The organism is Brachybacterium equifaecis (genome assembly GCF_023509525.1).
In the GTDB taxonomy this organism is placed as follows: Bacteria; Actinomycetota; Actinomycetes; order Actinomycetales; family Dermabacteraceae; genus Brachybacterium; species Brachybacterium equifaecis.
The window spans coordinates 716,744-741,155 of sequence record NZ_JAKNCJ010000001.1 but is presented as its reverse complement, the minus strand read 5'-3'; the positions used below and the strand labels follow the sequence as shown (position 1 = coordinate 741,155).

22 protein-coding genes and 1 tRNA gene are annotated in these 24,412 nt (G+C 72.0%); 9 read left to right on the top strand and 14 right to left on the bottom strand.

Annotated features, from left to right (window positions below; genetic code table 11):
- The first annotated feature begins 527 nt into the window (after window positions 1–527).
- Window positions 528–863, top strand: coding sequence for a hypothetical protein (locus Bequi_RS03430; RefSeq protein ID WP_249736544.1), 336 nt, complete (start codon window positions 528–530; stop codon window positions 861–863).
- 241 nt (window positions 864–1,104) lie between these two features.
- Here the strand turns inward: Bequi_RS03430 and Bequi_RS03425 are convergent, their stop codons facing one another.
- The gene (locus Bequi_RS03425; RefSeq protein ID WP_249736543.1) at window positions 1,105–2,679 is read right to left on the bottom strand and encodes a maltokinase N-terminal cap-like domain-containing protein; all 1,575 of its coding nucleotides are present in this window, start codon (window positions 2,677–2,679) and stop codon (window positions 1,105–1,107) included.
- 179 nt (window positions 2,680–2,858) lie between these two features.
- On the opposite strand from Bequi_RS03425, the gene Bequi_RS14350 reads away from it, so the two are divergent.
- Window positions 2,859–4,808 carry an Ig-like domain-containing protein gene (locus Bequi_RS14350; RefSeq protein ID WP_249736542.1) on the top strand — a complete coding sequence of 650 codons (1,950 nt, stop codon included), beginning with the start codon at window positions 2,859–2,861 and terminating at the stop codon, window positions 4,806–4,808.
- Between the two features lie 61 nt (window positions 4,809–4,869).
- Here Bequi_RS14350 and Bequi_RS03415 read toward each other — a convergent pair whose 3' ends face one another.
- The 6 genes from Bequi_RS03415 to Bequi_RS03390 form a co-directional block, all read right to left on the bottom strand.
- Window positions 4,870–5,490: a LytR C-terminal domain-containing protein gene (locus tag Bequi_RS03415; protein ID WP_249736541.1), complete on the bottom strand. Its 621-nt coding sequence runs from the start codon at window positions 5,488–5,490 to the stop codon at window positions 4,870–4,872.
- Window positions 5,491–5,547: 57 nt separating this feature from the next.
- Complete coding sequence (locus tag Bequi_RS03410; RefSeq protein WP_249736540.1) at window positions 5,548–6,963, bottom strand: beta-N-acetylhexosaminidase; 1,416 nt, start codon at window positions 6,961–6,963, stop codon at window positions 5,548–5,550.
- Window positions 6,964–7,110: 147 nt separating this feature from the next.
- Window positions 7,111–8,271, bottom strand: a complete 1,161-nt coding sequence (locus tag Bequi_RS03405; RefSeq protein WP_249736539.1) for a C40 family peptidase — start codon at window positions 8,269–8,271, stop codon at window positions 7,111–7,113.
- A 455-nt stretch (window positions 8,272–8,726) separates the two neighbouring features.
- A tRNA-Pro gene (locus Bequi_RS03400) sits at window positions 8,727–8,800 on the bottom strand.
- Window positions 8,801–8,864: 64 nt separating this feature from the next.
- Window positions 8,865–9,797, bottom strand: coding sequence for a metallophosphoesterase (locus Bequi_RS03395; protein ID WP_249736538.1), 933 nt, complete (start codon window positions 9,795–9,797; stop codon window positions 8,865–8,867).
- A 2-nt stretch (window positions 9,798–9,799) separates the two neighbouring features.
- Window positions 9,800–12,061 carry a transglycosylase domain-containing protein gene (locus Bequi_RS03390; RefSeq protein ID WP_249736537.1) on the bottom strand — a complete coding sequence of 754 codons (2,262 nt, stop codon included), beginning with the start codon at window positions 12,059–12,061 and terminating at the stop codon, window positions 9,800–9,802.
- A gap of 192 nt (window positions 12,062–12,253) precedes the next feature.
- On the opposite strand from Bequi_RS03390, the gene Bequi_RS03385 reads away from it, so the two are divergent.
- The 3 genes from Bequi_RS03385 to Bequi_RS03375 are packed head-to-tail and all read left to right on the top strand — an operon-like array spanning window position 12,254 to window position 13,623.
- Complete coding sequence (locus Bequi_RS03385) at window positions 12,254–12,553, top strand: WhiB family transcriptional regulator (RefSeq protein ID WP_249736536.1); 300 nt, start codon at window positions 12,254–12,256, stop codon at window positions 12,551–12,553.
- Between the two features lie 57 nt (window positions 12,554–12,610).
- Window positions 12,611–12,781 (top strand): Sp36 family protein, encoded by a 171-nt coding sequence (gene sp36 / locus Bequi_RS03380; protein ID WP_249736535.1) that lies wholly within the window; start codon window positions 12,611–12,613, stop codon window positions 12,779–12,781.
- Window positions 12,781–13,623, top strand: coding sequence for an MBL fold metallo-hydrolase (locus tag Bequi_RS03375; RefSeq protein ID WP_249736534.1), 843 nt, complete (start codon window positions 12,781–12,783; stop codon window positions 13,621–13,623). The genes sp36 and Bequi_RS03375 overlap by 1 nt, the downstream gene beginning before the upstream one ends.
- 156 nt (window positions 13,624–13,779) lie before the next feature.
- On the opposite strand, the gene Bequi_RS03370 is transcribed toward Bequi_RS03375, so the two are convergent.
- Window positions 13,780–14,457 carry a Crp/Fnr family transcriptional regulator gene (locus Bequi_RS03370; RefSeq protein ID WP_249736533.1) on the bottom strand — a complete coding sequence of 226 codons (678 nt, stop codon included), beginning with the start codon at window positions 14,455–14,457 and terminating at the stop codon, window positions 13,780–13,782.
- 195 nt (window positions 14,458–14,652) lie between these two features.
- Here Bequi_RS03370 and Bequi_RS03365 point away from each other — a divergent pair, with 195 nt between their 5' ends.
- The 4 genes from Bequi_RS03365 to Bequi_RS03350 all read left to right on the top strand — a co-directional run bounded on the left by Bequi_RS03365 (window position 14,653) and on the right by Bequi_RS03350 (window position 17,709).
- Window positions 14,653–15,375 carry an endonuclease III domain-containing protein gene (locus tag Bequi_RS03365; RefSeq protein WP_249736532.1) on the top strand — a complete coding sequence of 241 codons (723 nt, stop codon included), beginning with the start codon at window positions 14,653–14,655 and terminating at the stop codon, window positions 15,373–15,375.
- Window positions 15,372–16,190: an NUDIX hydrolase gene (locus tag Bequi_RS03360; protein ID WP_249736531.1), complete on the top strand. Its 819-nt coding sequence runs from the start codon at window positions 15,372–15,374 to the stop codon at window positions 16,188–16,190. Before Bequi_RS03365 ends, Bequi_RS03360 begins: the two co-directional genes overlap by 4 nt.
- A gap of 111 nt (window positions 16,191–16,301) precedes the next feature.
- On the top strand, window positions 16,302–16,688 hold the full coding sequence (locus Bequi_RS03355) for a cold-shock protein (RefSeq protein ID WP_249736530.1): 387 nt from the start codon (window positions 16,302–16,304) through the stop codon (window positions 16,686–16,688).
- Window positions 16,689–16,701: 13 nt separating this feature from the next.
- Window positions 16,702–17,709 carry a DUF3027 domain-containing protein gene (locus Bequi_RS03350; protein WP_249736529.1) on the top strand — a complete coding sequence of 336 codons (1,008 nt, stop codon included), beginning with the start codon at window positions 16,702–16,704 and terminating at the stop codon, window positions 17,707–17,709.
- Window positions 17,710–17,711: 2 nt separating this feature from the next.
- On the opposite strand, the gene Bequi_RS03345 is transcribed toward Bequi_RS03350, so the two are convergent.
- From Bequi_RS03345 to Bequi_RS03320, 6 genes are all read right to left on the bottom strand, one after another.
- Window positions 17,712–18,881, bottom strand: a complete 1,170-nt coding sequence (locus tag Bequi_RS03345; RefSeq protein ID WP_249736528.1) for a DNA polymerase III subunit delta' — start codon at window positions 18,879–18,881, stop codon at window positions 17,712–17,714.
- Window positions 18,878–19,615 (bottom strand): dTMP kinase, encoded by a 738-nt coding sequence (gene tmk / locus Bequi_RS03340; protein WP_249736527.1) that lies wholly within the window; start codon window positions 19,613–19,615, stop codon window positions 18,878–18,880. Before tmk ends, Bequi_RS03345 begins: the two co-directional genes overlap by 4 nt.
- Window positions 19,612–20,778 carry a Gfo/Idh/MocA family protein gene (locus Bequi_RS03335; protein ID WP_249736526.1) on the bottom strand — a complete coding sequence of 389 codons (1,167 nt, stop codon included), beginning with the start codon at window positions 20,776–20,778 and terminating at the stop codon, window positions 19,612–19,614. The genes tmk and Bequi_RS03335 overlap by 4 nt, the downstream gene beginning before the upstream one ends.
- Window positions 20,779–20,907: 129 nt before the next feature.
- Window positions 20,908–21,756 (bottom strand): carbohydrate ABC transporter permease, encoded by an 849-nt coding sequence (locus Bequi_RS03330; RefSeq protein WP_249736525.1) that lies wholly within the window; start codon window positions 21,754–21,756, stop codon window positions 20,908–20,910.
- Window positions 21,756–22,928: a carbohydrate ABC transporter permease gene (locus Bequi_RS03325; RefSeq protein ID WP_249736524.1), complete on the bottom strand. Its 1,173-nt coding sequence runs from the start codon at window positions 22,926–22,928 to the stop codon at window positions 21,756–21,758. The genes Bequi_RS03330 and Bequi_RS03325 overlap by 1 nt, the downstream gene beginning before the upstream one ends.
- Window positions 22,925–24,268 (bottom strand): ABC transporter substrate-binding protein, encoded by a 1,344-nt coding sequence (locus Bequi_RS03320; RefSeq protein WP_249736523.1) that lies wholly within the window; start codon window positions 24,266–24,268, stop codon window positions 22,925–22,927. Before Bequi_RS03320 ends, Bequi_RS03325 begins: the two co-directional genes overlap by 4 nt.
- Window positions 24,269–24,412 lie beyond the last annotated feature (144 nt).

Here is a 24,412-nt window from a genome sequence, read left to right as displayed (position 1 = left end):
CCGCTGCTGCTCTCATGGGGATCGCTCTTCCTGCGTCTGCAGATGGCGGGATAGCTTTCCATCTGCCGCGTGTCCAGCCCGGGCGCATCGATTCTCGAACGGGAGCTGCGGTGCCGCGAAACCCGCTGCAACCTCCCCTGCACGTGCGCGTCCCCGCGCCTCACCATCCTGCTGCAGGTCCTCGTGTCCGGGTCCATCGGGGCACGCCCGAACTTCGCCTGCAGCACGACGGATTCTTGGTCTCCCACCCACTGGAAGTGCTGTGGGAGCTCGCCGGGCTGCTTGGCCACTCGGATCTCGTCGCTGCGGTGGACAGCATCCTGAGCCCGCGCGCGAGGCAGCTCGGGGGTGGCCGACACCTCCTCACGCGCGCCGCGATCCGGGAGCACGTCGCAGCAGCCCCCGCAGGAAGGCGGGGATCGCGTGCCCTGCGGCGGGCTCTCTCCGACGCCCGGGAGGGGGTGGAATCGCCGGCTGAGACGTACGCGCGCCTACTGATTGTGGCTGCAGGATTCCCGGAGCCCACGGTGAACCTGCCCGTGCTCGACGTGCTATCGGGCAAGATCCGACGGATAGATGGCGCCTACGAGGCGCAGAGGGTCGGGATCGAATTCGACGGGGATGTGCACCGCACTGGACGTTCGGTGTGGCGAGAGGACGAGAAGCGCCGTGATGGGCTCGCGGCTTCAGGCTGGCTGCTGCGGAGAATGACCGGAGCGGATCTGGTGCATCCGGACGAGTTCCTGACCCGGCTCCATCGGAGCTGCACCGAGCGGGGCGTGCCTGTTCCTCCAGTGGGATCCTGGCGAGGTCGGGTACTCCTCGAAGGCGCGATGGACTACTCGGGCCGGATGGCGCGCTGAGGAATCCCGGCCCCGCGTGTACAGCAGGCGAAGTCACCCAGGAAGCGCTCGGGAGGCACCGCCCTGGCCCCCTTGAGATCCAACTGGCGAGTCGAAATCGGGGGGTCTCGCCTCGTCAGCCGGATCTCGGCGATGGGACCGTGCGACTCGAGGGGCCGGGGGTTGCTCAGGTGCCGTGGCGGGCGGGGCTCGGGCCTGGTCAGGTGCGCTCTGGGTCGGCCGACGGGGAGGCCTCCGGGGCTCAGCCCTGCGTCGCTCCCGTGATCCGGTCCAGCGCGGCCAGCGGGATGGGCAGCCAATCGGGGCGGTTGCTGACCTCGTAGAGCACCTCGTACACGGCCTTGTCGGCCTCGAACGCGGCGATGAGGGTGCGGAACGAGGCGTCGTCGGGATCGATCCCTGATGCGTCGGCATAGCCCGCGAGGAAGGCGTCGCGCGCGTGCGAAACCCAGGCGGAGGCGTCGGCCCCGTGCTCCAGGGCCACGGCGCCGCCCGCGTAGTCGAAGCTGCGCAGCATCCCGGCGACGTCGCGCACCGGGCAGTCGGGCAGGACGCGCTGGCTCAGCGGACGCATCGGCTCGCCCTCGAAGTCCAGCAGGATCCAGCCCCGACCCGGCGCCTGCAGCACCTGCCCGAGGTGGTAGTCGCCGTGGATGCGCTGCATCGGCGGCCAGGCGACGGCATCCTGGGCGGCGCGCCGGATCACCGCGGCGAGAGCCTCCCGGCGCTGGGCGACCTCTGCGACCTGTCCGGCGACCTGGTCCAGCCGCTCCAGCATCTGCTCGACCATCGCGGCGGCGTCGGCCGGGGAGGCCGGCAGGGACGGGAGCACTTCGCCCAGGATGCGGTGCACCTCGGCCGTCGCCTCGCCGAGCGTGCGAGCGCCGTCGGTGAAGTCGGCGCCTGCGGCGGCCTGCTCGAGAGCGACCCGCCATGCGTCCTCCACCCCTGCCAGGAAGCCCTGGCCGAGCAGGGAATCGGTGGTGATGCGCGCGTCGCCGTAGACCATCCGCACCGAGCCCACCATCGGCGCGATGCGGGTCGATCCGGCGGCGTCGAGCGCGCCCTGCAGCACGACGTCCGGGTTCTCGCCCTCCTGCAGGACGCGGAAGAGCTTGAGGATCACCGGGTCGCGGCCCTCGAGATCGAAGATCATCGAGGAGTTGGACTGCTCTCCGGACAGCAGCCGGCTGCGCGTGACGCGACCGGCCGCGCGATCGCCGACGGGCGCGGCCTGCAGGCGCAGGTCCCGGGAGGGAAGAGCGCGGCCGCCCTCCGCGCTCTGCTGCGTGCCTGCCGTGCCGGGCTGCGCGCCATCCGCGATGGGCTGCGCTTCCGCCCCGTCGGCGCGCGCGGCCCCCGCGGCGGGCCGCGCACCCGCCCCGTCGGCCAGCAGCGCCAGGAGCGTGCGCCGCCCCAGGTCGCTGCGGGCCGCGTCGACGAGCTGCAGGGAAGGGGCATCGGGGTCCGACGGATCGGAGGCCTCCCCGATGAGCGCGCCAGGCTCCGCCTCGACACCGGCACCGACAGCGGCGCGCCGCACCAGCACGAGCGGCACCTGGTAGTCGGTGGTGCCGCCGGCGCGCAGAGCCGTGTTCACGACGAGAGCGCCCTCAGCGCCCCCAGCACCCGGGGCGTCCGCGGGCGCCTCGAGCACGGCCCAGGCGAGCAGCTCGAGCCGGGGAGCGCCTCCCGCCTTCGCCGTGAACCAGCGCTGCGCAGGAATCCACTGGGCGATCGCGTCCAGAGCGGACACGAGCAGAGGCTCGATGGCGGAGTCGGGAAGGGCGGCGGAGGCGGGGCGCTGACGGTCCATGGCCTCCACTCTAGGGCGGTGCCGCGCGGCCTGGCGGCAGGCACCGCTGATAGCGTGGGGCGGTGCCTGGCGCCCCGCTGATCCCCCCTGCCGCGGATGCTCCGTGCCCGGGCAGCCCGCCGTGGCCCGGTCGCCCCGGCCGTCGCCCCCGCCCTCTCCTCCGACTAGTCGCCGCGGCGGTGCTCGCGGGCAGTCCGATGCTCGTCCCGTCGGCCGCCCTCGCGCTCGGCGAGGACGGTCCCTTCGAGCTCCCGAGGTCGGAGCGCACGGTCGACATCGCGCCGGGCATCGTCAACCGCATCCCGGTCGCGGACCTCATCACCGACAGCGTCGAGGGCGAGCTCGATCTCGCCTCGGCCCGCCTGGCGGTGCCCGACGGCGCCACGGAGCAGCAGCTCGATGACATGGCGCTCTCCGAGGACGGCACCGCGATGACGGTCGCGGGGGAGGGCACGTGGTCGGTGCTGGGCACCGACCTGGTGTTCACTCCAGATGCGTCGCCCGATCCCGGGTTCTCCCCGATCGCGATCACTGTCGCGAGCGTGCACGGCACCCGCTCGCTGCCCGCCGAGTTCCGCCTGCAGCCCACCGACGCGGTGGAGCTGCAGGTCACCGCGGGAGCCGGGGCCGCTGTGAGCGTCGACCTCTGGGAGAGCGGCGCCGGTGTCGCGAGGATCCATCTCCTGCTCGACGGCATGCCCGCCGGCTCCACCGTCACCGAGGACGACTCCCGCATCGTCATCCCCGAGGAGGGGGTCTGGCAGTACGACGCCGCGACCGGCGCCGTGGAGTTCACCCCCGCGGCCTCCCATCTGGGCCGCCAGCCCACGACCCTGCGCTATCTCGCCGACAACGAGGCCGGCGCCACCCTGCGCACGGGCAGCATCTCGATCGTCACCCCCGTGCTCGCCGACATGGTGCGCGCCGCACCCTTCGGGCAGCCGGTCTCCTTCCCGGTCCGGGACAACCAGCAGAACGTCTCCCCGAACACGCTGCGGCTGGTCCCCGTCGGGGGGCCGACGGCGAACGCGCGCACGAGCGGCACCACGCAGGATCCGCAGCCAGGGATGGCGCGCGTGAACGCCGACGGCACCGAGGTGATCGTGGACGGACAGGGCCGCTGGTCCCTGGACCGCGAGGCGGGGGAGGTCACGTTCACCCCCGAGTCGGCGTCCGTGATCGAGGCCGCGCCGATGGGCATCACCGGGGCCGACGCGGAGGGCCAGTCGGCGGGAACGGCCCTGCTGACGATCGGGTACCCGGCGCTGTTCGATCTCGTCTCCGCCGCGAAGCCGGGCGCGCAGATCGTCTTCCGCCCCCTCGCGCCCTCGGGGCCGGCAGGGGGCGTCGCGAAGGACTCGCTGCGGCTCAGCGCGGAGGGCGCCGCTCCCGGAGCCGTGCTCGCCGAGGACGGCCTGACCATGGCGATCCCCGGTCAGGGACTGTGGGAGATCGACCGCGAGAGCGGCACCATCACCTTGACGCCGGAGTCCGATCTCGAGGCGGGCGCGACCAGCACCGTGCGGATCACGGGCACCGGCGTGCACGCCGGGAACCCGGTCAGCGGTCAGCTCACCGCCCTGGTCAGCGCGGCGACCCCGACCCTGCGGGACGACGAGATCGCGACGGCGCCGGGGCGCTCGGCCGCGGTTGATCTCCTGGCCAACGACACCGCCGGATCCGCGGCCAGCCCCCTGCAGGCGTCCAGCGCGCGCCTGCTCTCGCTGCAGGCCGCGAACCTGGGCGAGCTCGACCGATTCCGCGGCACCCGCCTGGTGATCCCGCGCGAGGGCGAGTACGTGGTGAGCAGCGACGGCGTGCTCACGTTCACTCCGGCCGACGGCTTCTCCGGCCGCGCCACGCCCGTCTTCTACAGGGTGGAGGACGCCCAGGGAGTGCCGTATCTGGCCTCCGCGGTGGTGCAGGTGGATCCGGCGCTCGCCGCATCCGCGGGGAGCGGGTCGGAAGGGAGCGCCGGGATCAATTCGCTGCTCACGGGGCTCCTGCCGAGCTCCTCGTCCACCGCGATCGTCTACGGCACGATCGCGGTGCTGATCAGCTTCGCCGGCGCCGTCTCGCTGTTCATCGGCACGCGGATGGAGAGCGACCGCCGCACCTGGAAGGACTGAGCGCCGCCCAGGCCCGACCGGCGGACCGGCCGACGGGCCGACCCGCGGAGCAACCAGCGGATCAGCCAGCCGGGCAGCCCTCGAGGGCGGGGGCGGGCTGGGCGAGCTGCGCCTGCGCGGCGGCGCCGTCGCGCAGATCCGTGTAGCCCTCGCCCAGCAGCACGATGACAGAAGCGTCCTCGCGGTCGTCGAGCGAGAGGGTCGCCCCCTCGAACTGGGCGGCCACCGACTGCGCGGCGAGGTAGCCCGTGGGACCGTGGACGATGGTCACCGGTCCGGAGGCGGCCGTCGTGTTGCCGGCCTCGCCCGTGGCGTAGCCGCGCTCGGCCAGGGCCTTCGTGGTCGTCGCCGCGAGCCCGGAGCGGTTGGTGCCGTTGCGCACGCTCACGCTGACCTCGCCCGGAGCCGTCGGCACCGCCCCCGGTTCGGGGCACACGGTGCCGTCGGCGGCGGCAGCGACCGCCCCGCCCGCATCAGAAGGCTCACCGGCGGGGGCGGGATCCTCGCCGAGCAGATTCGCGGCGGCCCAGACCAGCGCGCCGATGAGCACGATCGTCAGCAGCGAGAAGACGACGAGCTGGGTGATGCGCACCCGCCGCTGGCGCGAGGCGCGCTCCTCCCGGCGGCGGACGGTCTGCGTGGACCGGCCGTAGGGGTGGGCGTCGCGGTGGCTGGAGGGCATGGCGGGCTCGATTGCGCTCAGGACTCCCGGGCGGGCGCCCGGGAGTCGATCCAGGGGTCAGTCCAAGGGGCGGTAGGCGATGCCGAGGGCCTCCAGGCGGTGCAGGTGACCGCGCAGACGCTCCTCGAACTGGGCGTAGGGCTGCTCAGGGGAGCCCCACGCGCGCTCGGCCAGCGCGCACAGGCGCGGGAAGGCCATGTACTGCAGGTGCTCGGGGGTCGCGATGTACTCGGTCCACAGCTGGCCCTGGAGCCCGAGGATCAGCTTCTCCTGCTCGGCGCTGAGGCCCTTCGGGGCGTACTGGGCGGTGTAGACGTCCTCGAGGGTGAGCACGTCGGTGCCGATCGCGAGGGGCTCGGCGGCGCGGTCGCCCTGGGCCTTGTCGAAGTAGAACTGATCGGAGCTCGCGACGACGGTGCGGAAGCCGCGGTCCACCGCGGTCTTCACCCCGTCGGAGCCGCGCCAGTTCATCACCACGACGTCATCGGGGACGTGCGTGTCGAGGACCTCGTCCCAGGCGACCACGGTCTTGCCGCGCTCGCGCAGGACCTCGGTCGCGAAGGAGGTGAAAGCGCCCTGGATCTCGGAGATGCGGGTGAAGCCCCACTCGGTGAGCCGGCTGCGCGCGGCGACCGACTGCTCCCACTCGGTGATGGGGCACTCGTCCCCGCCGATGTGGAAGAACGGGGCGGGGAAGATGTCGGCGATCTGCGTGAGGACGTCGCGCAGGAACTCGAAGACCTCGTCGGAGACCCCGAGGACGTGCTGGGATATGCCCCAGACCTCGCGCACCGCGATCTGCTGCTCGGGGTTGTTCCCGAGGTGCGGGTAGGCGGCGATCGCGGCCTGCATGTGGCCGGGCAGGTCGATTTCGGGGACGATCATGACGCCGCGGTCGCTCGCATACTGCACGAGGTCGCGCAGCTGCTGCTGGGTGTAGAAGCCGCCGTGGGGGGTGCCGTCGAAGACCCACTCCTCGGGGGCGGAGTCGCCCATGGCGCCGACGAGGGTCTGGGCGCGCCGGGAGCCGACCTCGGTCAGCAGGGGGTAGCCGTCGATCTCGACGCGCCAGCCCTGGTCGTCGGTGAGGTGCAGGTGCAGCACGTTCAGGCGGTGCAGCGCCATGCCGTCGATCATCGTCTTCACGGCGGAGACGTCGAAGAAGTGGCGGGCGACGTCGAGGTGCAGCCCGCGCCAGGCGTGCGCGGGCCGATCGGAGATCGTGACGCAGGGGATGGAGCCGCCCGAGGCGAGGATGATCTGGTTGAAGGTGTTGCGGCCATCGGCCAGGGCGGCCTCGCTGCCGGCGGTGAGGTTCGCGCCGCGCGGCGTGATCGCCAGCGCGTACTCCTCGCGCGCGAGCTCCCCGGAGATCCCGATCGAGAGCCCCTCCCACGGATCGTTCGTCTCCCAGGTGCCGTGCGACCACACGACGGACTGGGGGAGGGGGACGAGGCTGATCGGGTCGGTCATGGCGGGAGATCCTCCTGGACCTTGGCGGGGCGGGGCCTGCGATGGAGCAGAGCGATCCGATTCTGTCACATGCATCACCGAGGAGCCCGGCCGACGAGGTCGACCGGGCTCCGGGGACTGCGGGGGCGCGCCGCGGGGCGCAGTCCGTCAGCGGTAGGTGACGAACACGTGCGGGGCGCTCCAGATGGCGCGCTCCTGCACCGGGCGTCCCTTGCTCGAGGCGTCGAGGATCCGCCCGTTGCCGAGGTAGATGCCGATGTGGCCGTAGTTGTTGCCCGTGAAGCCGACCAGGTCGCCCGGGCGGGCCTCCGACTGCGGGATGATCCGGCCGCCGAACACCTGGTCCTTCGCGATGCGCGGCGTGGAGATCCCGTTCTTCTTGTACACGTACTGCACGAGACCGGAGCAGTCGAAGCCGTTCGGCGTGGTGCCGCCCCAGAGGTACGGGACGCCGAGGTACTGGCGGGCCGTGGCCACGATGGCGTCGCCGCTGGAGTCCGAGGACGCGCTCGGAGCCGAGTCGCTGGATGATCCGGAGGTGCTCCGCGCCGAGGAGCCGCTGGTGATGCGGACGCTCTCGTCGGTCAGGGCCGAGCGCGTGCGCGCCCCGACGACCCCGTCCACCGAGATCCCGGCCGCGGACTGCAGACTGCGAACGGCGCCGTGCGTGCCTGCTCCGAAGGAGCCGTCGACCGCGATGCCCGCGCCCCGTGCGTTGAGCTGCTCCTGCAGCGTGCGAACCGCTTCCCCACGGTCGCCGCGCCGCAGCGTGAGCTGCGCACCGGTGCTGGTGCTGGTGCTGGCCTGCTCGCTCGGGGCGGGCGTCGACTGCCCGCTGCCGGAGAGCACGCCCCAGGTCTGACGGCCGACGACGCCGTCCACGGCGATCCCGCCGCCGGACTGCGCGGTGCGCACGGCGTCCTGGGTCGCGCGGCCGAAGACGCCGTCCGCGGCGATCGAGGCGCCGTTCGCGTTGAGCGCGTCCTGGAGGTAGCGGACCGCGTCGCCGCGGGCTCCCTGGCGCAGGGTGACCCCGGCGAAGGGGTTGGCGGGTGCGGCCACCGGGATGGCGACCGGCGTCGGGGCGGCAGGCAGTGCGGCGGGCGCGGCCGCCGCGGGAGCGGCGATGCGGGCGGCGGGCGCCTCGGCATGGGCCGCCTCGGCGGAGACGAGGGTCGCAGTGGCCGTCACGGCGCCGAGGGCGGCGACGCCGCCCACGGTGCGACCCAGGGGGCCGACGAGCCCTCTGTAGTCGATGACGGCGGGACCCTGGGCGCGGTGCGTGCGCCGAAGGGTGGTGCGGAACATCAGATCGATCGCTCTCTCTGCCGCCTCGCAGTCCACGCGCGCGCGGCGGGGCTGCGTCCCGTCACGCAGGTACAGCGGCACTGCAGCCGGGAGCGTGACGGGGGCGGCTCTCGGAGGGCGCTCAAGGGGGTGATGCGCCGCTTTCACCCTAGGGGTGCGCGCCTGCTCGGGGTGCCGCGCGAGCGATCCGCAGGCACAGACACCGAGAGAATGGGGGGCAGAATTTTGACATCTCTTTACCGTGCGGCCGTGAGGCGCGCGCGTCGATGCGAGACAAGGGCGCCGGACCGTGGTAATTGCACCGCTGTGATTCGTCCGCCGCGTGCGCCGTGTGCGCCGTGAGCGGCGTGGGCGCCGAGGGCGGCGTATGAGCCGTGAGGGTCGAGGGGGCAGGGCGAGGGGGCGCCCCGGGAATGCAGCAGGCCCCCGCCGAAGCGGGGACCTGCTGCGAAGAGTCGGGGTGACAGGATTTGAACCTGCGACCTCTTCGTCCCGAACGAAGCGCGCTACCAAGCTGCGCCACACCCCGAATCCGGTGCGCTGATGCTCACCGAGGAACGAGTCTACCTGCCGTCGGCGATCCGGGGAACCGATCAGGCGCGGCGGGGCCGCAACGTGAGCAAGGTCGCCTCGGGCGGATTCGCGAAGCGGAAGTTCGCGTACGGGCTCGCGCCGATGCCCCCGCTGACGTGCAGAGGCACGCCCTTCCACAGCGAGAGCCCCTTGGCCTGACGGCGCGGGATGTCGCAGTTGGTGACCAGTGCTCCGTACCCCGGGACGCGCAGCTGGCCTCCGTGGGTGTGGCCCGCGAGGATGAGCTGTGCGTCGTCGGCGACGAAGGCGTCGAGCACCCTGCGATAGGGGGCGTGGGCGACCCCGATGCGGAGCACAGGGACCTCGCCGTGCGCGGCAGGCGCCGGCTCCGCGCCGCCGGGCACCGGCAGCTCGTCCCGTTCCAGGTGCGGATCGTCCACCCCGGAGAGCTCGACGCGCAGCCCGGTCAGCGCGATGCTCGCGCGCGTGTTGGTGAGGTCCTCCCAGCCGCCGCTCGAGAGCGCGGCCCGCAGGCGATCGGTGGGGAGGTCCTCGGGCCGCTTCTCGGTGAAGCCCTCCGGCCGGGGGTCGCGCTGGAAGTACCGCAGCGGGTTCTTCGGCTGCGGGGCGTACATGTCGTTGGAGCCCATCACGTAGGCGCCCGGGCGCTCCAGGAGGGGGCGCAGCGCGTCGGCCAGAGGCTCCACCGACCGGGCGGAGGAGATGTTGTCGCCCGTATCGATGACGAGGTGGGGTTTGAGGCTCTCGAGGTGGCGCAGGAAGGCGAGCTTGCGGTCCTGGTCCGGCATCAGATGGATGTCGCTGATGTGGAGGATGCGAACGGGTGGGGTGCCGGCCGGAAGGATCTCCAGGCTCTCCTCGCGGACCGTGTAGCGATGGATCTCGATGTGCCGGGCCCAGACGTGGGCGCCCGCCGCAGCGAGCGCCCCGGCGCCGGCGAGCGCGCCGATCGCGGGGAGGAGGCGGCCCATGCTCAGCCCTCTCCGCCGCTGCGGCTGGAGGACGTGGACGTGCGGTTCGAGGGGCGCGAGGCGCTCTGGACCGTCTCGCCGGGCGCGCCGGTGCTGCCGGTGGGCTGCTGCGGGAACGGCTCGTTGGGCAACCCCTCGTGCACTCGCGTCATGTACTCCTGCCACGTCGGCAGGGAGACGGTGTTGCCCCAGACCTCTCCGCGCTGGAGATAGGTGCGCCCGTTGTCGATGCGGGTGCCGCCGGGGCGCACGTTGCGCGCGGGATGGCCGTACCAGACGGCCGTGCTCATCTGCCGCGTGAAGCCGACGTACCAGGTGTGGAACTGCTCGTTGGAGGTTCCGGTCTTGCCGCCGGCGTCATGCCCGGGGATCACGCGGCCCTTGCCGGTCGCGCGGGGGTCCACGAGATCCTGCTCGAGCGTCCAGGCCATCGCGTCGGCGACCTTCGGCTCCAGTCGCTGCTCGCACTGGGTCGTGGTCACGGGCAGGGGGTTGCCGTCACGGTCGGAGATCGAGTCGATGCCGGTGGGGCGGCAGTACGTGCCGCTGGCCGCGTAGGTCGCGTAGGCGGCCGCCATGTCCAGCGCCGAGATGCGGACCTCGCCGAGGACCACGACCGAGGGGGCGAGCTCCTGGCCGTACATCTGCTCGATGGGCATCTGCGTCGTGGCGGGATCGTAGGGGTCGAACGTCGCAGGGACGGCGCCGAGGCTGCGGGCGCGGTTCGCGATGTCGCACAGGTCGAGCTCGTGCGCCATGTTCGTGTACGAGGTGTTCACGGAGAACTTGGTCGCGTTCAGGACCGTCTCCTGCGGGGCGAGCGAGACCGACACGGCGTTGTCGGGATCCCACGCGTCGCGGTTCATGTACTGGCCGCCGGAGAGGCAGGACGCGGGGAAGGACGGGGTGACGCCGCGGGCGGTGCCCACCGTGTCGTAGAGCGAGCGGCCCTTGGAGAGCCACTCGGTCAGCACGAACGGCTTGAACGTCGAGCCGACGGGGAAGCCGCTGCCGCCGCCGAGGCTCTGGGGGACGTTGTAGTTGATGGCGGTCTCGCCGGGGCCCGCGTTCTGGTACGGGTTGAACGTGCGGTTCTCCGCCATCGCGAGCACGCGGCCCGTGCCGGGCTCGACCGTGACGATCGAGTGGCCGAATCCGGATGCGTCGTCCTGGGGGATCTTGCGCTGCAGGATCTCCTGCGCGGCCGCCTGCTTCGCGGGGTCCAGGGTGGTGCGGATCGTGAGGCCGCCGCCGTAGAGGAGGCGCCGACGGTCGTCCTCCGTCGCGCCGAAGGAGGGGTCCTTCAGCAGCGAGCGGGTGACGTAGTCGCAGAAGAATCCGCTGGTGCCGGCGGAGGCGCAGCCCGCCTGCACGTCCTTCACGGTGAGCATGTCGCCCACCGGCATGGCGACGTACTGGTCGTGCTCCTCCTGTGTGATGTAGCCGAGGTCGAGCATGTCGGCGAGGACCTCGTCGCGGCGGTGCTGCGCGCGCTCTGGCTGGCTGACGGGGTCGTTGCCGTTGGGGCTGTTGGTGATGCCGGCCAGGAGCGCCGCCTCGCCCGGGTTCAGCTCGCTCGCGGGCTTGGAGAAGTAGTGCTGGGAGCCCGTCTCGACGCCGTACTGCGAGGGCCCGAACTGCGCGACGTTGAGATACGCGTTGAGGATCTCGTCCTTGCTCCACTTCTTCTCGAGGGAGAGCGCCAGCTTCGCCTCCCGCAGCTTGCGGCTGTAGGTCGGGGCGGTGGCCTCCTTCATGGCGGCCTCGTCGTTCTTCTGCACCGCGTCCATCAGCAGGGCGTTCTTGACGTACTGCTGGGTGAGGGTGGAGCCGCCCTGGGTGTTGCCGCTGGCGGCATTGTTCGCGAGCGCTCGGATCGTGCCGCGGAAGTCGATGCCGCCGTGCTCGTAGAAGCGGCGGTCCTCGATCGCGATCACGGCGTGCTGCATGTGCGGGGAGATCTGGTCCAGCGGCACCATGATGCGGTTCTCGGTGTAGAACGTCGCCAGGAGCGTGCCATCCGCCGCCTCGATGCGGCTGGCCTCGTTCAGCGGGGCCACCTCGAGCTCGGCGGGGATCGAGTCGAACAGCTCGACGCCGTCCTCAGCGGCCTGCGAGGCCAGCGACACGGCCGGCAGGAAGAACGCGGCCAGCAGCACGCCGGCGATGCCGGAGACCGCGAGGATCCCCAGCAGCAGGTACACGGTCTGGGCGAGGATGCCGGGCGCGGCGCCGGGACCGGCGGAGGGCGTGGGAGCGGACATGCCCCATAGAGTACGGGCCGCGGTGCCCGCGCGGCAGGCTCAGACTCGCCGCGGGCGCCGGGATCCCGGCGATATCCGGGTGGGCGCACAGAACCTTTCCTGGTACCCAACGCGATTCTTGGCACACAGCGGCCCCTCTCGTTACGATGCAGCGGACAGCCGGATCGACGTCGATCCGAGATGGGGGAACCAGTGACGATCAGCAGTCTCCGGGGCGAGGAAGACCGCAGCTGGGCAGCGCGGGGAACCTGCCGGGACCTCGACCCTGACGGCTTCTTCGTCCAGGGCGCGGACCAGCAGCGCGTGAAGTCGCTCTGCCATGACTGCCCCGTGCGCATGCAGTGCCTGGCCGATGCTCTCGACAACCGCATCGAGTTCGGCGTGTGGGGCGGAATGACCGAGCGTGAGCGCAGGCGCCTGCTGCGCCAGCATCCGCAGGTGGAGGACTGGTTCGACGTGCTGCGCCGCTCGGCGGAGCGCGCTTCGAGCTGAGGCAGGCTCTGCCGCGCCGCCCGGGTGGGGGCGGAGCGGCCCCGGTAGGCTCGCGGCATGACGACCATGACGCGCTTCGAATACCTGACCGTCCCCCTCCTGATCCACGCCACCAAGCAGATCCTCGACAACTACGGGTCGGAGGGCTGGGAGCTGGTGCAGGTCGTGCCCGGCCCGAACCCCGAGTCCCTCGTCGCCTACCTGAAGCGCCCTCTCCAGGACGCCTGATGGAGCCCGTGCCCGGATCCGACCGGGACCCGGCCGCGGCCCCGGTCGAGCTGATCGACGTCCGCGCCGACAACCCCGGTCCGATGACGCTGACCGGCACGCGCACCTACGTGCTGCGCGACGGTGCGCAGTGCGCAGTGGTCGATCCGGGGCCCCTCGATGCCGGGCACCTGGCCGCCGTGCTGCGCGCGTGCGGCCTTGCCGGGGTGAGCGGGGGAGCGGCGCCGAGGTGCGTGGGCGTCCTCGTCACGCACCGGCACGCCGATCACTCCGCCGGGGCGGGGACCCTGCGCCGCCAGCTCGAGAACCGCACCGGGCATCCCGTCCCCCTGTGGGCCGAGGATCGCGCCGCACTGCCCGGGGCGGTGACACCTCCGGCGGTGATCCACGGGGACAACGGCACGATCGGCCATGTCATCCACCTCCCGGGGCACACCGCGGACTCCCTCGGCCTGCTCGTCGCCGGCGGTCTCATGCTCACCGGCGACACGCTCCTCGGCGGCGGCTCGAGCACGGTGATCTCCCCGCCGGACGGCGATGTCACCGAGCATCTCCAGTCCCTCGCGGTCCTGCGGGCGATGGCGATCGACGGCCGCATCTCCTCGATCCATCCCGGCCACGGGGATCCGTACGAGGATCCGCTCGCTGCTCTCGACGCGATCGAGCAGCAGATCGCGCATCGCGAGGAGCGCATCGCGCAGGTGCGCCGCGCGCGGGCGAAGGGTCTCCTCACGCTCGAAACGCTGCTGCCCGCGGTCTACGGGCCGGACCTGTCGGCAGGCCTGCGTCCCGCGGCCGAGGAGAACCTGCGCGCGATCCTGCGCCACCTCGCGCGGGAGTGAGCGGCACGGGATGAGCGCCTCGGGCTGAGCACCCTGCCGCAGATGCGCGAGAGGAATGACGCACGGCAGCTGCTCCCGCCCCGGGTGCGCGAGAGGCCCCTGCCGGGATCCGGCAGGGGCCTCTCGAGAGCAGGCGCGCGCGGCGCCCGGGGATGATCAGCGCGCGCGGCGGCGCAGGCGCTCCACGTCGATGAGCAGCACGGCGCGGGCCTCCAGGCGGATCCAGCCGCGCGAGGCGAAGTCCGCGAGCGCCTTGTTGACGGTCTCGCGGGAGGCGCCGACGAGCTGCGCGAGCTCCTCCTGGGTGAGGCCGTGGGAGACCATCACGCCGTCGTCGGTCTGACGGCCGAAGCGCTGCGCGAGATCGAGCAGGTTCTTCGCGACGCGGCCGGGGACGTCGGCGAAGACCAGATCCGCGAGGGACTCGTTGGTCTTGCGCAGGCGGCGTGCCAGCGACGCGAGGAGGTGGCGGGCCACCTCGGGACGCTGCGACAGGACCCGGTAGAGATCCTGCTGCGAGAGCGAGTAGAGGGTCGACTCGGCCACGGCCGTGGCCGTCGCGTTGCGCGGGGCCGGATCGAACAGGGAGAGCTCGCCGAGCGTCTCGCCCGGGCCGAGCACGGCGAGCAGGTTCTCGCGGCCGTCGCCCGAGGCGTGGCCGACCTTCACCTTGCCGGTGCCGATGATGAAGAGGCGATCGCCCTGGTCGCCCTCGCGGAAGATGATCGCCCCGCGGTGGTAGTCCTCCTGGGACATCGAGCCGAGCACGGCCTGCTTGCCGTCGTCGTCGAGCGCGGCGAAGAGCGGGGATGAACGTACGATGTTCTCGTCCACGGAACCTCCAGGTATCAGTGATCCCGATGGCACGGGACCGAAGCGTTGTCCTCCATTGTGACGTATTCCGCGGGCGCCGGGTGGCAGGTGTCACGATCCGCGCCTGCTGGAGACGAGCAGGCGCATCCGATGCTACGGCACGGAGACGCGGAGCGCAGTGGTCGGCGCCAGTCGAGGAGGAGTCGGAGCGTGCACATGAGCAGTCAGGACCGCGCCCGGGCGACGCTCGAGGTGATCGACCGGCTCGCCGCGATACACCCGGATGCCCGCACCGCTCTGGAGCACTCCGACGCCTTCGAGCTGCTGGTCGCCACCGTGCTGAGCGCCCAGACGACCGACGTGCGCGTGAACTCCCTGACTCCGGAGCTCTTCTCGCGCTGGCCCGATCCGGCCTCGCTCGCCGCCGCCGATCCCGCCGAGGTGGAGGACGTCGTGCGCCCGCTCGGCATGGGGCCGACGCGCGCCTCGCGCATCGTCGGCCTCGCCCAGGCGCTCCTGCGCGACCATGGGGGAGAGGTGCCGGACGACCAGGCGGCCCTCGAGGCGCTGCCCGGGGTGGGCCGGAAGACCGCCTACGTGCTGCGCGGGGTCTGGTTCGGCCGCTCCCTGCTGGCCGTCGACACCCACGTGGGGCGCGTCAGCAGGCGTCTGGGCTGGACCGAGGCGAGCGACCCCGTGCGCGTGGAGACGGACGTCGCGCGGCGGGTCGAGGAGTCCTGCGCCGCGCTCGACCTGCCCGCCCGCGCCCCGCAGCGCTCCCTCACCGCGCTCTCGCTGCGGCTGATCCTGCATGGACGCACGCTGTGCACGGCGCGCTCGCCGCACTGCGCGCAGTGCCCTCTGAATCCGCTCTGCCCCTCGGCCGTGGAGCCCCTGGTCGGGCCCGAGCCCCTGCGCGCGATCGGGATCGAGGCATGAGCGGCGCGCAGCCGCTGGGTCCCACGGGGCCTGCGGATCCCGCGGGACCGGGCCCGTCGGCCGCACGCGGGGTGCTCGAGGACGAGCCCCTGCCGCCCTTCCTGCACGGGCTCGCCGCGCGCGCCGCCGCCGGCGACGACCGCCTCGGCGAGGCGCTGCGCCCGGTGCCTGAGGACTGGGACCCCCGCCGCAGCGCGGTCCTGCTCCTCATCGCCGGGCGCACCCCGCAGGAGGCGCGGCTCGTGATCGAGGAGCGCGGCCACCGCATGCGCTCCCAGCCCGGCCAGTTCGCGCTGCCCGGCGGCGGCATGGAGCCGGGGGACGCCGACCCGTGCCAGACGGCCCTGCGGGAGGCGCGCGAGGAGATCGGCCTGAAGCCCGAGGCGGTGCGCGTGCTCGGCGCCTTCGCCCCGATCGCCCTGCCCTGGCGCAGCCAAGCCGTCCACCCCGTCCTCGCCTGGGCGCCGACCCTCCCGTCGCTGCACCGCGCGGATCCCTTCGAGGTCGAGCGCATCGAGACCCCGCTGCTGTGCGGCCCGGGATCGCTCACCGATCCCGCCTGCCGCTTCCTCGGCACGTTCGACGGGGAGGCCGTCGGCCCCGTCTTCGACCTCGAGGGCGGCTGCTTCGTCTGGGGCTTCACCGCCATGCTCATCGAGCACACGCTGCGCGGGCTGGGACTCGCGCCTGCCGACACGGCCGCCGACGCGGCCCGCAGCGCGGATGCGACAGGGGCGTCGCCGTCGGCCCCGCCGCGGATCGAGATCCCCGCGGAGCGCCGACGGGACAGCGCGCGCAGGCCCCGCTCCCGCTGAGCGCGAGGGCAGGGGGCACGGTAGACTGGGCGGTCGCGACAGGCTCCGGTCCGGAGCCGCGCCTCATCGGCGACTCGTCGCATGACGACCAGGTGAAGGACAGGGATCAGCGTGCCCCGAGGCAAGGTGAAGTTCTACGACTCCGAGAAGGGCTTCGGCTTCGTGCTCGACGACGAGACCGGCGAGAGCGTCTACGTGCACGCCTCCACCCTCCCGGATGACGTCCCCGCGCTGCGACCCGGCCAGAAGGTCGACTTCGACATCGCCGACAGCCGCCGCGGCCCGCAGGTGCTCTCGCTGCGCCTGCTCGAGCCCGCGCCGTCGGTGGTGCGCGCTCGCCGCCCCAAGCCCGAGGACATGGCCGGGATGGTCGAGGACCTGATCCGCCTGCTCGATGACGCGGGCAACGGCCTGCGTCAGGGCCGCTACCCCGACCGCGGCCACTCCCAGAAGATCGCCACGGTGCTCCGCGGCGTCGCCGACAACTTCGAGTCCTGAGGACATCCCCCGCATGACGCTCCCCGTCGAGGCCGATACCGCCGGCCGTCCCCGCACCTCCCGCCCCAAGCTCGATGCGGTGAGCGCCGCTGCCGTGGAGCTCGCGCGCGAGGCCCTGCTGGAGACGACCGAGCCCGGGCAGGTCGGTGAGCACCTCGGGGTCCTGAACTCCGGGGAGCGCCTGGTCACGCACATGTTCGCGTGCGAGATGGCCGGGTATCGCGGCTGGGCCTGGCACGTGGTCGTCGCGCGCGCGCCGCGCGCGAAGGCCGCCACGGTGTGCGAGACGACCCTCCTGCCGGGGGACGGCGCGCTGCTCGCTCCCGACTGGGAGCCGTGGGAGGACCGCCTGCGCCCCTCCGACGTGGGCGCTGACGACCTGCTCCCGTACAAGGAGTTCGACGAGCGGCTCGAAGAGAGCTACGAGCAGACCGATGACGCCGAGGCCGACCGCCTCGCGATCTGGGAGCTGGGGCTCGGGCGCGCGCGCGTGCTCTCGCCGCTCGGACGGGCCGAGGCCGCGGAGCGCTGGATCGGCAGCGACTTCGGTCCCCGGGAGATCTCCTCGCGCGGTCGCAAGGGCACCATCTCCGCGAGCTGCGCGAGCTGCGGCTTCCTCACGCTGATGGCAGGGTCGCTGCGCACCGAGTTCGGCGTGTGCACGAACGAGTGGTCCCCGGCCGACGGCCGCGTCGTCAGCCTGCAGTACGGCTGCGGCTCGCACTCCGAGACCGGCCGCGACGAAGGCCCCAGCGAGTTCGCGAAGGCGGCCGAGGGCGTCGTCGTCGACGATCTCGAGGTCGAGTACGAGCCGCTCGTGCCGGAGGCTGAGGCGGCTGGCACCGATGAGACCTCGGAGGCCGAGTCGGCTGTTCCCGCGGACGCCCCGGAGGCATCGGCTCCCGAGGCGCCTGTCGCTGAGACTCCCGAGCAGGAGAAGACCGAGCCGGACGAGAAGGCCGAGCCGGCCGAGCAGGAGAAAACCGAGCCGGACGAGCCGGCCGAGAAGGCCGAGGCCTGAGCTCAGGCCTCCACGGCGATCCGGGCCAGGAGCGCCTCGATCGCCAGCAGCGGGGGCACGTTCCCCGCGATGCGCGTGCGGGCCTGCTGGACCGCATCGAGCAGCCCGAGCGAGCGCTCGGGCGACCCGGCGGCGGCCGCGGAGTCCAGATGCTCCCGCACCCCCGGGTTCACCAGCTCGCTGCCCGAGCCCAGCTGCAGGGTCAGCACATCGCGCCACACCGAGTGCACGTCCAGCAGGTAGCGGTCCAGCACGTCCCGCACCAGACGGGTCTGGCGGCGCTTCGCATCGTCGTCCAGCTGCTTGACCTGGCTGCGCAGGGCCGGCGGCACCGTGGCGCCTTCGATCCCGGCTGAGCGCAGGAACCGCGCCTTCTCCTCGGCGGCGACCTCGTCGGCGTGGGCCTTCGCCTCGGCCGTGGCCTGCTCGACCAGGGCGCCCGCGGCGAGGACCGCCTGACCGGAGGAATGCAGGGACAGGATCGTGCGCGCCGACTCCTCGCGGGCAGCCAGCGCCCCATCGGCGGTCGCATAGCGCAGGGCGAGACCGATGTGCCCCTGCGCGGCACGAGCGGCGCGCTGCGCGAGATCGGGATCGACGCCGTCGCGCCGCTCCAGCAGCGCGGCGACCACCGCGGAGGGCGGGACGGCGAGGGAGACCACGCGGCAGCGGGAGCGGATCGTCGGCGCGAGATCCTCGGCCGACGGCGCGCACAGCATCCAGACGGTCGCCGGCGGGGGCTCCTCGATCGACTTCAGCAGCACGTTGAAGGTGCCCGCGCTCATGCGATCGGCATCCTCGATGATGATCACGCGGTGGCGGCCCGTGGCGGGGGAGCGCTGCGCGGTCATCACCAGCGAGCGCACCTCCTCCTTCGAGATGGAGAGCTTGTCGGTGGCGACGAGCGTGACGTCCGGGTGGGTGCCCGGGAGGACGGTCCGGCAGGCGCGGCAGTGCCCGCAGCCCGTCCCCGTCTCGCACTGGAGGGTCGCGGCGAAGGCGCGCGCGGCCGTCGATCGCCCCGATCCGGGCGGGCCCGTGATCAGCCACGCCTGCGCGAGCGAGCCCTCCGGGGACGCGGCGCGGCGGAACTGGGCGACGGCCTCGTCCTGGCCGACGACATCGTCCCAGACGCCTCCTGGGCCGGGCGGCGCCGACGGCCCCGCGCTCACCGCTCCTCCGAGGGCGGGCGCGCGGCGACCGTCTGCTCGAAGGTGGGGTCGAACGCCGACAGCTCCTCGCTGAGCGCGTCGACGATCTGCGCGTGGATCGACTCCCGGGGCTGCGAGGCGTCGATGACCACGAAGCGCTCGGGCTCCGCCGCTGCGAGCCCCAGGAACTCCTTGCGCACGGCGCGGTGGAAGTCGCGCCCCGCCCGCTCCAGGCGGTCCAGGCTCTCCGCCGGGCGGCGCTCCTCGAGCGCCTCGGGTGCGAGATCCAGCAGGATCGTGCGGTGGGGCATGATGCCGCCGGTCGCCCAGAGGTTCAGCGCGGCGACCTGCTCGGGCTCCAGCTCGCGGCCGGCCCCCTGGTATGCGACGGAGGAGTCGACGTAGCGGTCGGCGAGGACCAGACCCCCGCGCTCCAGGTGCGGGCGCACCACGGTGTCGATGTGGTGCGCGCGGTCGGCGGTGTAGAGCAGCGCTTCGGTGCGCGGGCTCATGTGGTCGCCGTGGAGGACCAGCTCGCGCAGCTGCGCTCCCATCGGCGTCCCCCCGGGCTCCCGCGTGGTGAGGACGAGGTCCTCCGAGACGCTGCGCTCCTTCACGAGGTGCTCGCGCAGGAGCGCCATCTGGGTGGACTTCCCGGCGCCGTCGCCTCCCTCGAAGGAGAGGAACAGGCCGCGGCGGGCAGCGTGGGGGCTCGGCACCCGCAGGGAGTGGGCTCCGGTGGAGAACGGGCTCATGACTGGTGCTCCTGCTCCGAGGGATAGGTGATGCCGAGACGGGCGCGGACCTCGTCCATCGTCTCGAGGACGGAGAGGGTGTCGGCCCACGTCATCAGCGGTGACTCGAGGGCGCCCGCCGCGATGCAGCGCGCGGTCTCGGCGGCTTCGAAGGCCATCGCGAGCTCGGGATCGCCGGGGTGCTCGACGGCCGCGCTGCGGCCGTCCTCGAGCTCGATGTGCAGGGAGGTCGGCGCGTAGAAGGTCTCCCGGAGGTGGGCGCGCCCCGCCGTGCCGACGACGGTCGCGTCGTTGAGGGAGCGGGCGCGCAGCGTGGTCTCGAGGATCGCGATGCCCGGGGAGCCGGCGGGAGAGCCGGCCCCCGCATCGGCGGAGCCGGTGCCCGCACCGGCGGAGTCAGTGCTGGATTCGGCGGAGTCCTCGCTGCGGCCGACAGGAGCGGATCCGCGCGCCAGCAGCCCGAGGGTCTCATCGACCCCTGTCGCGGTGAGGGAGCCCAGCACCTGCAGATCGGCGAGGTCGCCGAGCACCATCTGCGCGAGGGAGATCGGGTAGACGCCGAGGTCCAGCAGCGCTCCCCCGCCGAGCTCCGGATCGAAGAGGCGGTGGGCGGGATCGAAGAGGAAGGACTGCCCGTGGCTCGCGCGCACGCTCACGACCTCGCCGAGCATGCCGCTCGCGATGACCCCGCGGAGCACGGCGTACTGGGGGAGGAAGCGCGACCACATCGCCTCCATGAGGAAGAGCGAGCGCTCGCGGGCGAGATCCATCAGCTCTCGCGCCTGCTCGGCGTTCAGGGTGAACGCCTTCTCCACCAGCGCCGGGAAGCCGGCGCGCAGCACCTCGCGCGCGAGGTCGACGTGCTGCGCGTGGGGCGAGGCGATGTAGACGACCTCGAAGCCGCCGGCCGCGAGCATCTCGGAGACCGACCCGTACGAGGTGTCGATGCCGTGCTCGGCGGCGAAGGCGGCGGCGCGATCCGCGGACCGGGAGGCCACGGCCACGACGCGCGACGCCGTCGCCGCGTGCAGCGAGTGCGTGAACTTGCCGGCGATGCCGCCGGGGGAGATCACCGCCCAGCGCAGGGCGGGCGCGGAGGCGGGATCCGGGACCTCCGCTGCCGGCAGGCGCAGGGTCTCGCGGGCGGTGGAGTCGCTCGTCATGCCCACCAATCTAGCCGCCCCTCCCGACAATCGACCGGGGCGGGCATCTGCATGGGGAGAGCCCCGCCCCTGCCGTGGCAGGAGCGGGGCTCTCGAGGTCCCGTGCGGCGGGCAGAGCCCGCGAGGGCGTCAGCCCTTCACCGCACCGGAGGTCATGCCGCGCACCAGGAAGCGCTGGAGCGAGAAGAAGACGATCATCGGGATGATCATCGACAGGAACGCGCCGGCGGTCAGGATCTCCTGACCCTGGCCCTGGGTGCCGAGCATCTGCTGCAGATCCACGATGACGGTGCGGTTGGCGCCGCCGCCGAGGAACAGCTTCGCGATGAGCAGGTCGTTCCACACCCACAGGAACTGCAGGGTCGCGAACGCGGCGATCGCCGGGGAGCTCATCGGAGCGACCAGGCGCCAGAACGTCTGGAAGTGCGAGGCGCCGTCGATCTTCGCGCTCTCCACCACGGAGTGGGGGAGAGAGGCCATGTAGTTGCGGAACGTGTAGATCGCGAGCGGCATGCCGAAGCCGGTGTGGAGGATCCACACGGCGACGAACTGGCCGTTGATGCCGAGGCCCCGGGGGCCGAAGAAGTCGAGCATCGGCTGGAAGGCGACCTGGATGGGGACCACCATCAGGGCCACGATCAGGATGAAGAGCAGGTCCTTGCCCTTGAACTCGATGAACGTGAACGCGTAGGCCGCGAAGGCCGCGAACATGATCGGGAGCACCGTGGCGGGGATCGCCACGACGACCGAGTTGATGAGCGAGGTGCCCATGGAGCCGCTGAGCAGCGCCTCGTAGTTGCTGAGCGTCCAGCCGCCGTTCCACAGCGAGGTCCACCAGCCGGAAGTGGCCGCGGCTTCGCGGGTGCGGAAGCTCGTGACCAGGAGGCCGAGCGTCGGGATCGACCACAGGATGACGAGGATCGGCATCGTGATCATGGCGGCGAGAGAACGGCGCCGTCCGTCTTTCATAATGCCCATCAACGGTTCGCCTCCTGCTGGCGGAAGACCCGCACCTGGTAGATGAGGATCGGGGTGACCAGCAGCAGCAGCACCACGACGACGGCTGCGGCCTGGCCGGCCTGCTGCGACACGAACGCCTTGCGGTAGAACATGTTCGCGATGACGTCGGTGTTGTACAGGCCGTTGGTGGTGACGTAGACGAGATCGAAGACCTTCAGCACCATGATCAGCACGGTGATGAACACCGAGACGAGGGTCGGCCAGACCTGCGGGAAGATGACGCTCCAGAAGATGCGCACCTCGCTCGCGCCGTCCATGCGGCCGGCCTCGATGGTGTCCTCCGGGACGCCCTTGATGGCCGACGAGAGCAGCACCATGGCGAAGCCCGCCTGCAGCCAGATCAGGATCACCATGAGGAAGATCGAGTTCAGGCGCATGGTCTCCATCTGGAACCAGGCCTGCGGAGTGCCGCCGAGGCCCTGCACGATCGCGTTCAGCAGACCGATCTGCGACTCGCCCGGCGCCTTGTAGGCGTAGACGAGACCCCAGATGGTGGCCGCGCCGACGAAGCTGATGGCCATCGGCAGGAAGATCCCCGACTTCGAGAACTTCTCCCCCTGCGGGCTGAGCTTGTCGGCGAAGACCGCGACCGCGAGGCCGATGGCGACCGTCGTGACCGGCACGATGAGGATCCACAGGAAGTTGTTCAGCAGCGCCGACCAGAAGGCCGAATCGCCGAAGATCGCCCGGTAGTTCTGGAGACCGACCCAGTCGGTCGAGTCATCGTTCGCGAAGGAGTACACGATCGTCTGCACCGTCGGGTAGAGCAGCAGCAGCGCGATCAGGGCGAAGCCCGGCAGCAGGAAGGCGTAGGGGATGAATCCCTCGGCCAGGCGCGACGGGAAGCCCTCGATGCACACGTTCAGGAAGTAGAAGAACAGCAGCGAGCCGCCGATGCCCACGATGAGGCCCAGCAGTCCGATGAGGATGCCCGAGTTGAAGAACCACCCCGGGTAGTAGGCGAAGGCGAGGAAGGCATTGCACACGAGCCAGGCCGTGACGACCATGCCGACCGCGCCCACCAGCACGCGCACCGGACGCGCCGGCGAGCCTGCCTTCTCGTTCAGCTCCGTCGGCGCGCCGGCCGAGGGACCCGTCGAGGTCTGGGGGGAGGTCGCGGCGGTGCTCATGCCGGCCAGCTCGCCTCGATGGCGTCGCAGGCCTGCTGCGAGGTCTTGGTGCCCTGCAGCCACTCGACCATGTTGGTCCAGAAGGTGCCGCCGCCGACTGCGTTCGGCATGAGGTCCGAGCCGTCGTAGCGGAACACGGCGGCCTCGGAAGCGATCTTCGCGATGCTGCGGGTCGTCTCGTCGGCGTAGTTCTCCTGCGGGAAGGTCTTGTGAGGGCTGAGCCAGCCACCGGCCTTCGCCCACTCGGCGCCGAACTTGTCGGAGGTCAGGAACGCCATGACCTTCGCCGAGTCGTCGTTGAGGTTGAAGAGCGCTGCCAGGTCGCCGCCGCCGAGGATGGGCTGGCCCTCGAAGCCGCCCTCCCAGGTCGGCATCGCGTACACGCCGACCTCGGTGTCGATGTTCGCCAGGACGTCCTCGGGGAAGAAGCCGGTGACGAAGTTGCCCTGGCGCACGAGCATGGCGCGCGGGGGGTTCTCGAACAGGGGCAGGGGAGCCTCGGAGAACGGGGTGTTGATCATCGTGTCCACGCCGCCGAGCACGTTGCCCTCGGTCTTCAGCAGCTCGCCGACGAGGTCGAAGACCTGCACCACGCGCTCATCGTTGAAGGGGATGCGGTGGGAGGTCCAGTCGTCGTAGACGTCCGGGCCGTGGACGCGGAGCATGTACTCCTCGATCCAGTCGGTGCCCACCCAGCCGGTGGCCTGGTCGGAGCCCCAGGTGTCGGACCACGGGGTGATGCCCGAGGCCTTGATCTGATCGCCGATGCCGATCAGCTCCTGCATGGTGGCCGGGCTCGTCGAGTAGCCGGCGGCGTCGTAGGCAGCCTTCGGGTACCAGATGAGCGACTTGCAGGCCATGCGCATGGGCGCGCCCATGACGCGGCCCTGCAGGCGCGCGGAGTCGAGGAAGCCGGGGATCAGCGTGGAGTTCAGCTGGTCGTAGTCCAGGAAGACATCGATCGGCGTGACGTTCTCCGCCAGGTCGAACAGGCCGCCCGGCTGCGGGAACAGCGCGATGTCGGGGGCGTCGCCCGCGCCGACGCGCTGCTGGATCGTGGTGGTGAAGTCCTGATCCGGGGTGTACTGGATCGTGATCCCGGATTCCTTCTGGAACGCAGCCAGGGAGGCCTCGAAGGCCTCCTGCTCCTGGCCGCCGAACGCGCCGAGGATCGTGACGGTCCCGCTGCCGGGGACGTCGCCCTCGGTGTACCGGTTCACAGCTCCGCCGCCGGATCCTCCGGGGCTGGGGTTCTGCAGGCAGCCCGTGAGGCCTGCCGTCGCTGCAGCTGCGGCCGTTCCGGCCATCAGCGTGCGCCTGCTCAGAGCGCGTCGGCTCATGATGTCTCCTTCTCCATCGAGGGGTGGGGCAAGGCTAGGCCTCCCCCGGAGACATGGTGGCACCTCACAGCACGGATTCGGACATTCGTGACCAAGTCGTGACCTAGGGCGGCGCCGATCACATGAGTCCGGCCCGACGGACGC

Bases quoted from the DNA above. Each gene is read 5' to 3' on its own strand.
- Bequi_RS03425 (WP_249736543.1), bottom strand. From the start codon at position 2,679: ATGGACCGTCAGCGCCCCGCCTCCGCCGCCCTTCCCGACTCCGCCATC.
- Bequi_RS03415 (WP_249736541.1), bottom strand. From the start codon at position 5,490: ATGCCCTCCAGCCACCGCGACGCCCACCCCTACGGCCGGTCCACGCAG.
- Bequi_RS03410 (WP_249736540.1), bottom strand. From the start codon at position 6,963: ATGACCGACCCGATCAGCCTCGTCCCCCTCCCCCAGTCCGTCGTGTGG.
- Bequi_RS03405 (WP_249736539.1), bottom strand. From the start codon at position 8,271: ATGTTCCGCACCACCCTTCGGCGCACGCACCGCGCCCAGGGTCCCGCC.
- Bequi_RS03395 (WP_249736538.1), bottom strand. From the start codon at position 9,797: ATGGGCCGCCTCCTCCCCGCGATCGGCGCGCTCGCCGGCGCCGGGGCG.
- Bequi_RS03390 (WP_249736537.1), bottom strand. From the start codon at position 12,061: ATGTCCGCTCCCACGCCCTCCGCCGGTCCCGGCGCCGCGCCCGGCATC.
- sp36 (WP_249736535.1), top strand. From the start codon at position 12,611: ATGACGACCATGACGCGCTTCGAATACCTGACCGTCCCCCTCCTGATC.
- Bequi_RS03375 (WP_249736534.1), top strand. From the start codon at position 12,781: ATGGAGCCCGTGCCCGGATCCGACCGGGACCCGGCCGCGGCCCCGGTC.
- Bequi_RS03365 (WP_249736532.1), top strand. From the start codon at position 14,653: ATGAGCAGTCAGGACCGCGCCCGGGCGACGCTCGAGGTGATCGACCGG.
- Bequi_RS03360 (WP_249736531.1), top strand. From the start codon at position 15,372: ATGAGCGGCGCGCAGCCGCTGGGTCCCACGGGGCCTGCGGATCCCGCG.
- Bequi_RS03350 (WP_249736529.1), top strand. From the start codon at position 16,702: ATGACGCTCCCCGTCGAGGCCGATACCGCCGGCCGTCCCCGCACCTCC.
- tmk (WP_249736527.1), bottom strand. From the start codon at position 19,615: ATGAGCCCGTTCTCCACCGGAGCCCACTCCCTGCGGGTGCCGAGCCCC.
- Bequi_RS03335 (WP_249736526.1), bottom strand. From the start codon at position 20,778: ATGACGAGCGACTCCACCGCCCGCGAGACCCTGCGCCTGCCGGCAGCG.
- Bequi_RS03330 (WP_249736525.1), bottom strand. From the start codon at position 21,756: ATGGGCATTATGAAAGACGGACGGCGCCGTTCTCTCGCCGCCATGATC.
- Bequi_RS03325 (WP_249736524.1), bottom strand. From the start codon at position 22,928: ATGAGCACCGCCGCGACCTCCCCCCAGACCTCGACGGGTCCCTCGGCC.
- Bequi_RS03320 (WP_249736523.1), bottom strand. From the start codon at position 24,268: ATGAGCCGACGCGCTCTGAGCAGGCGCACGCTGATGGCCGGAACGGCC.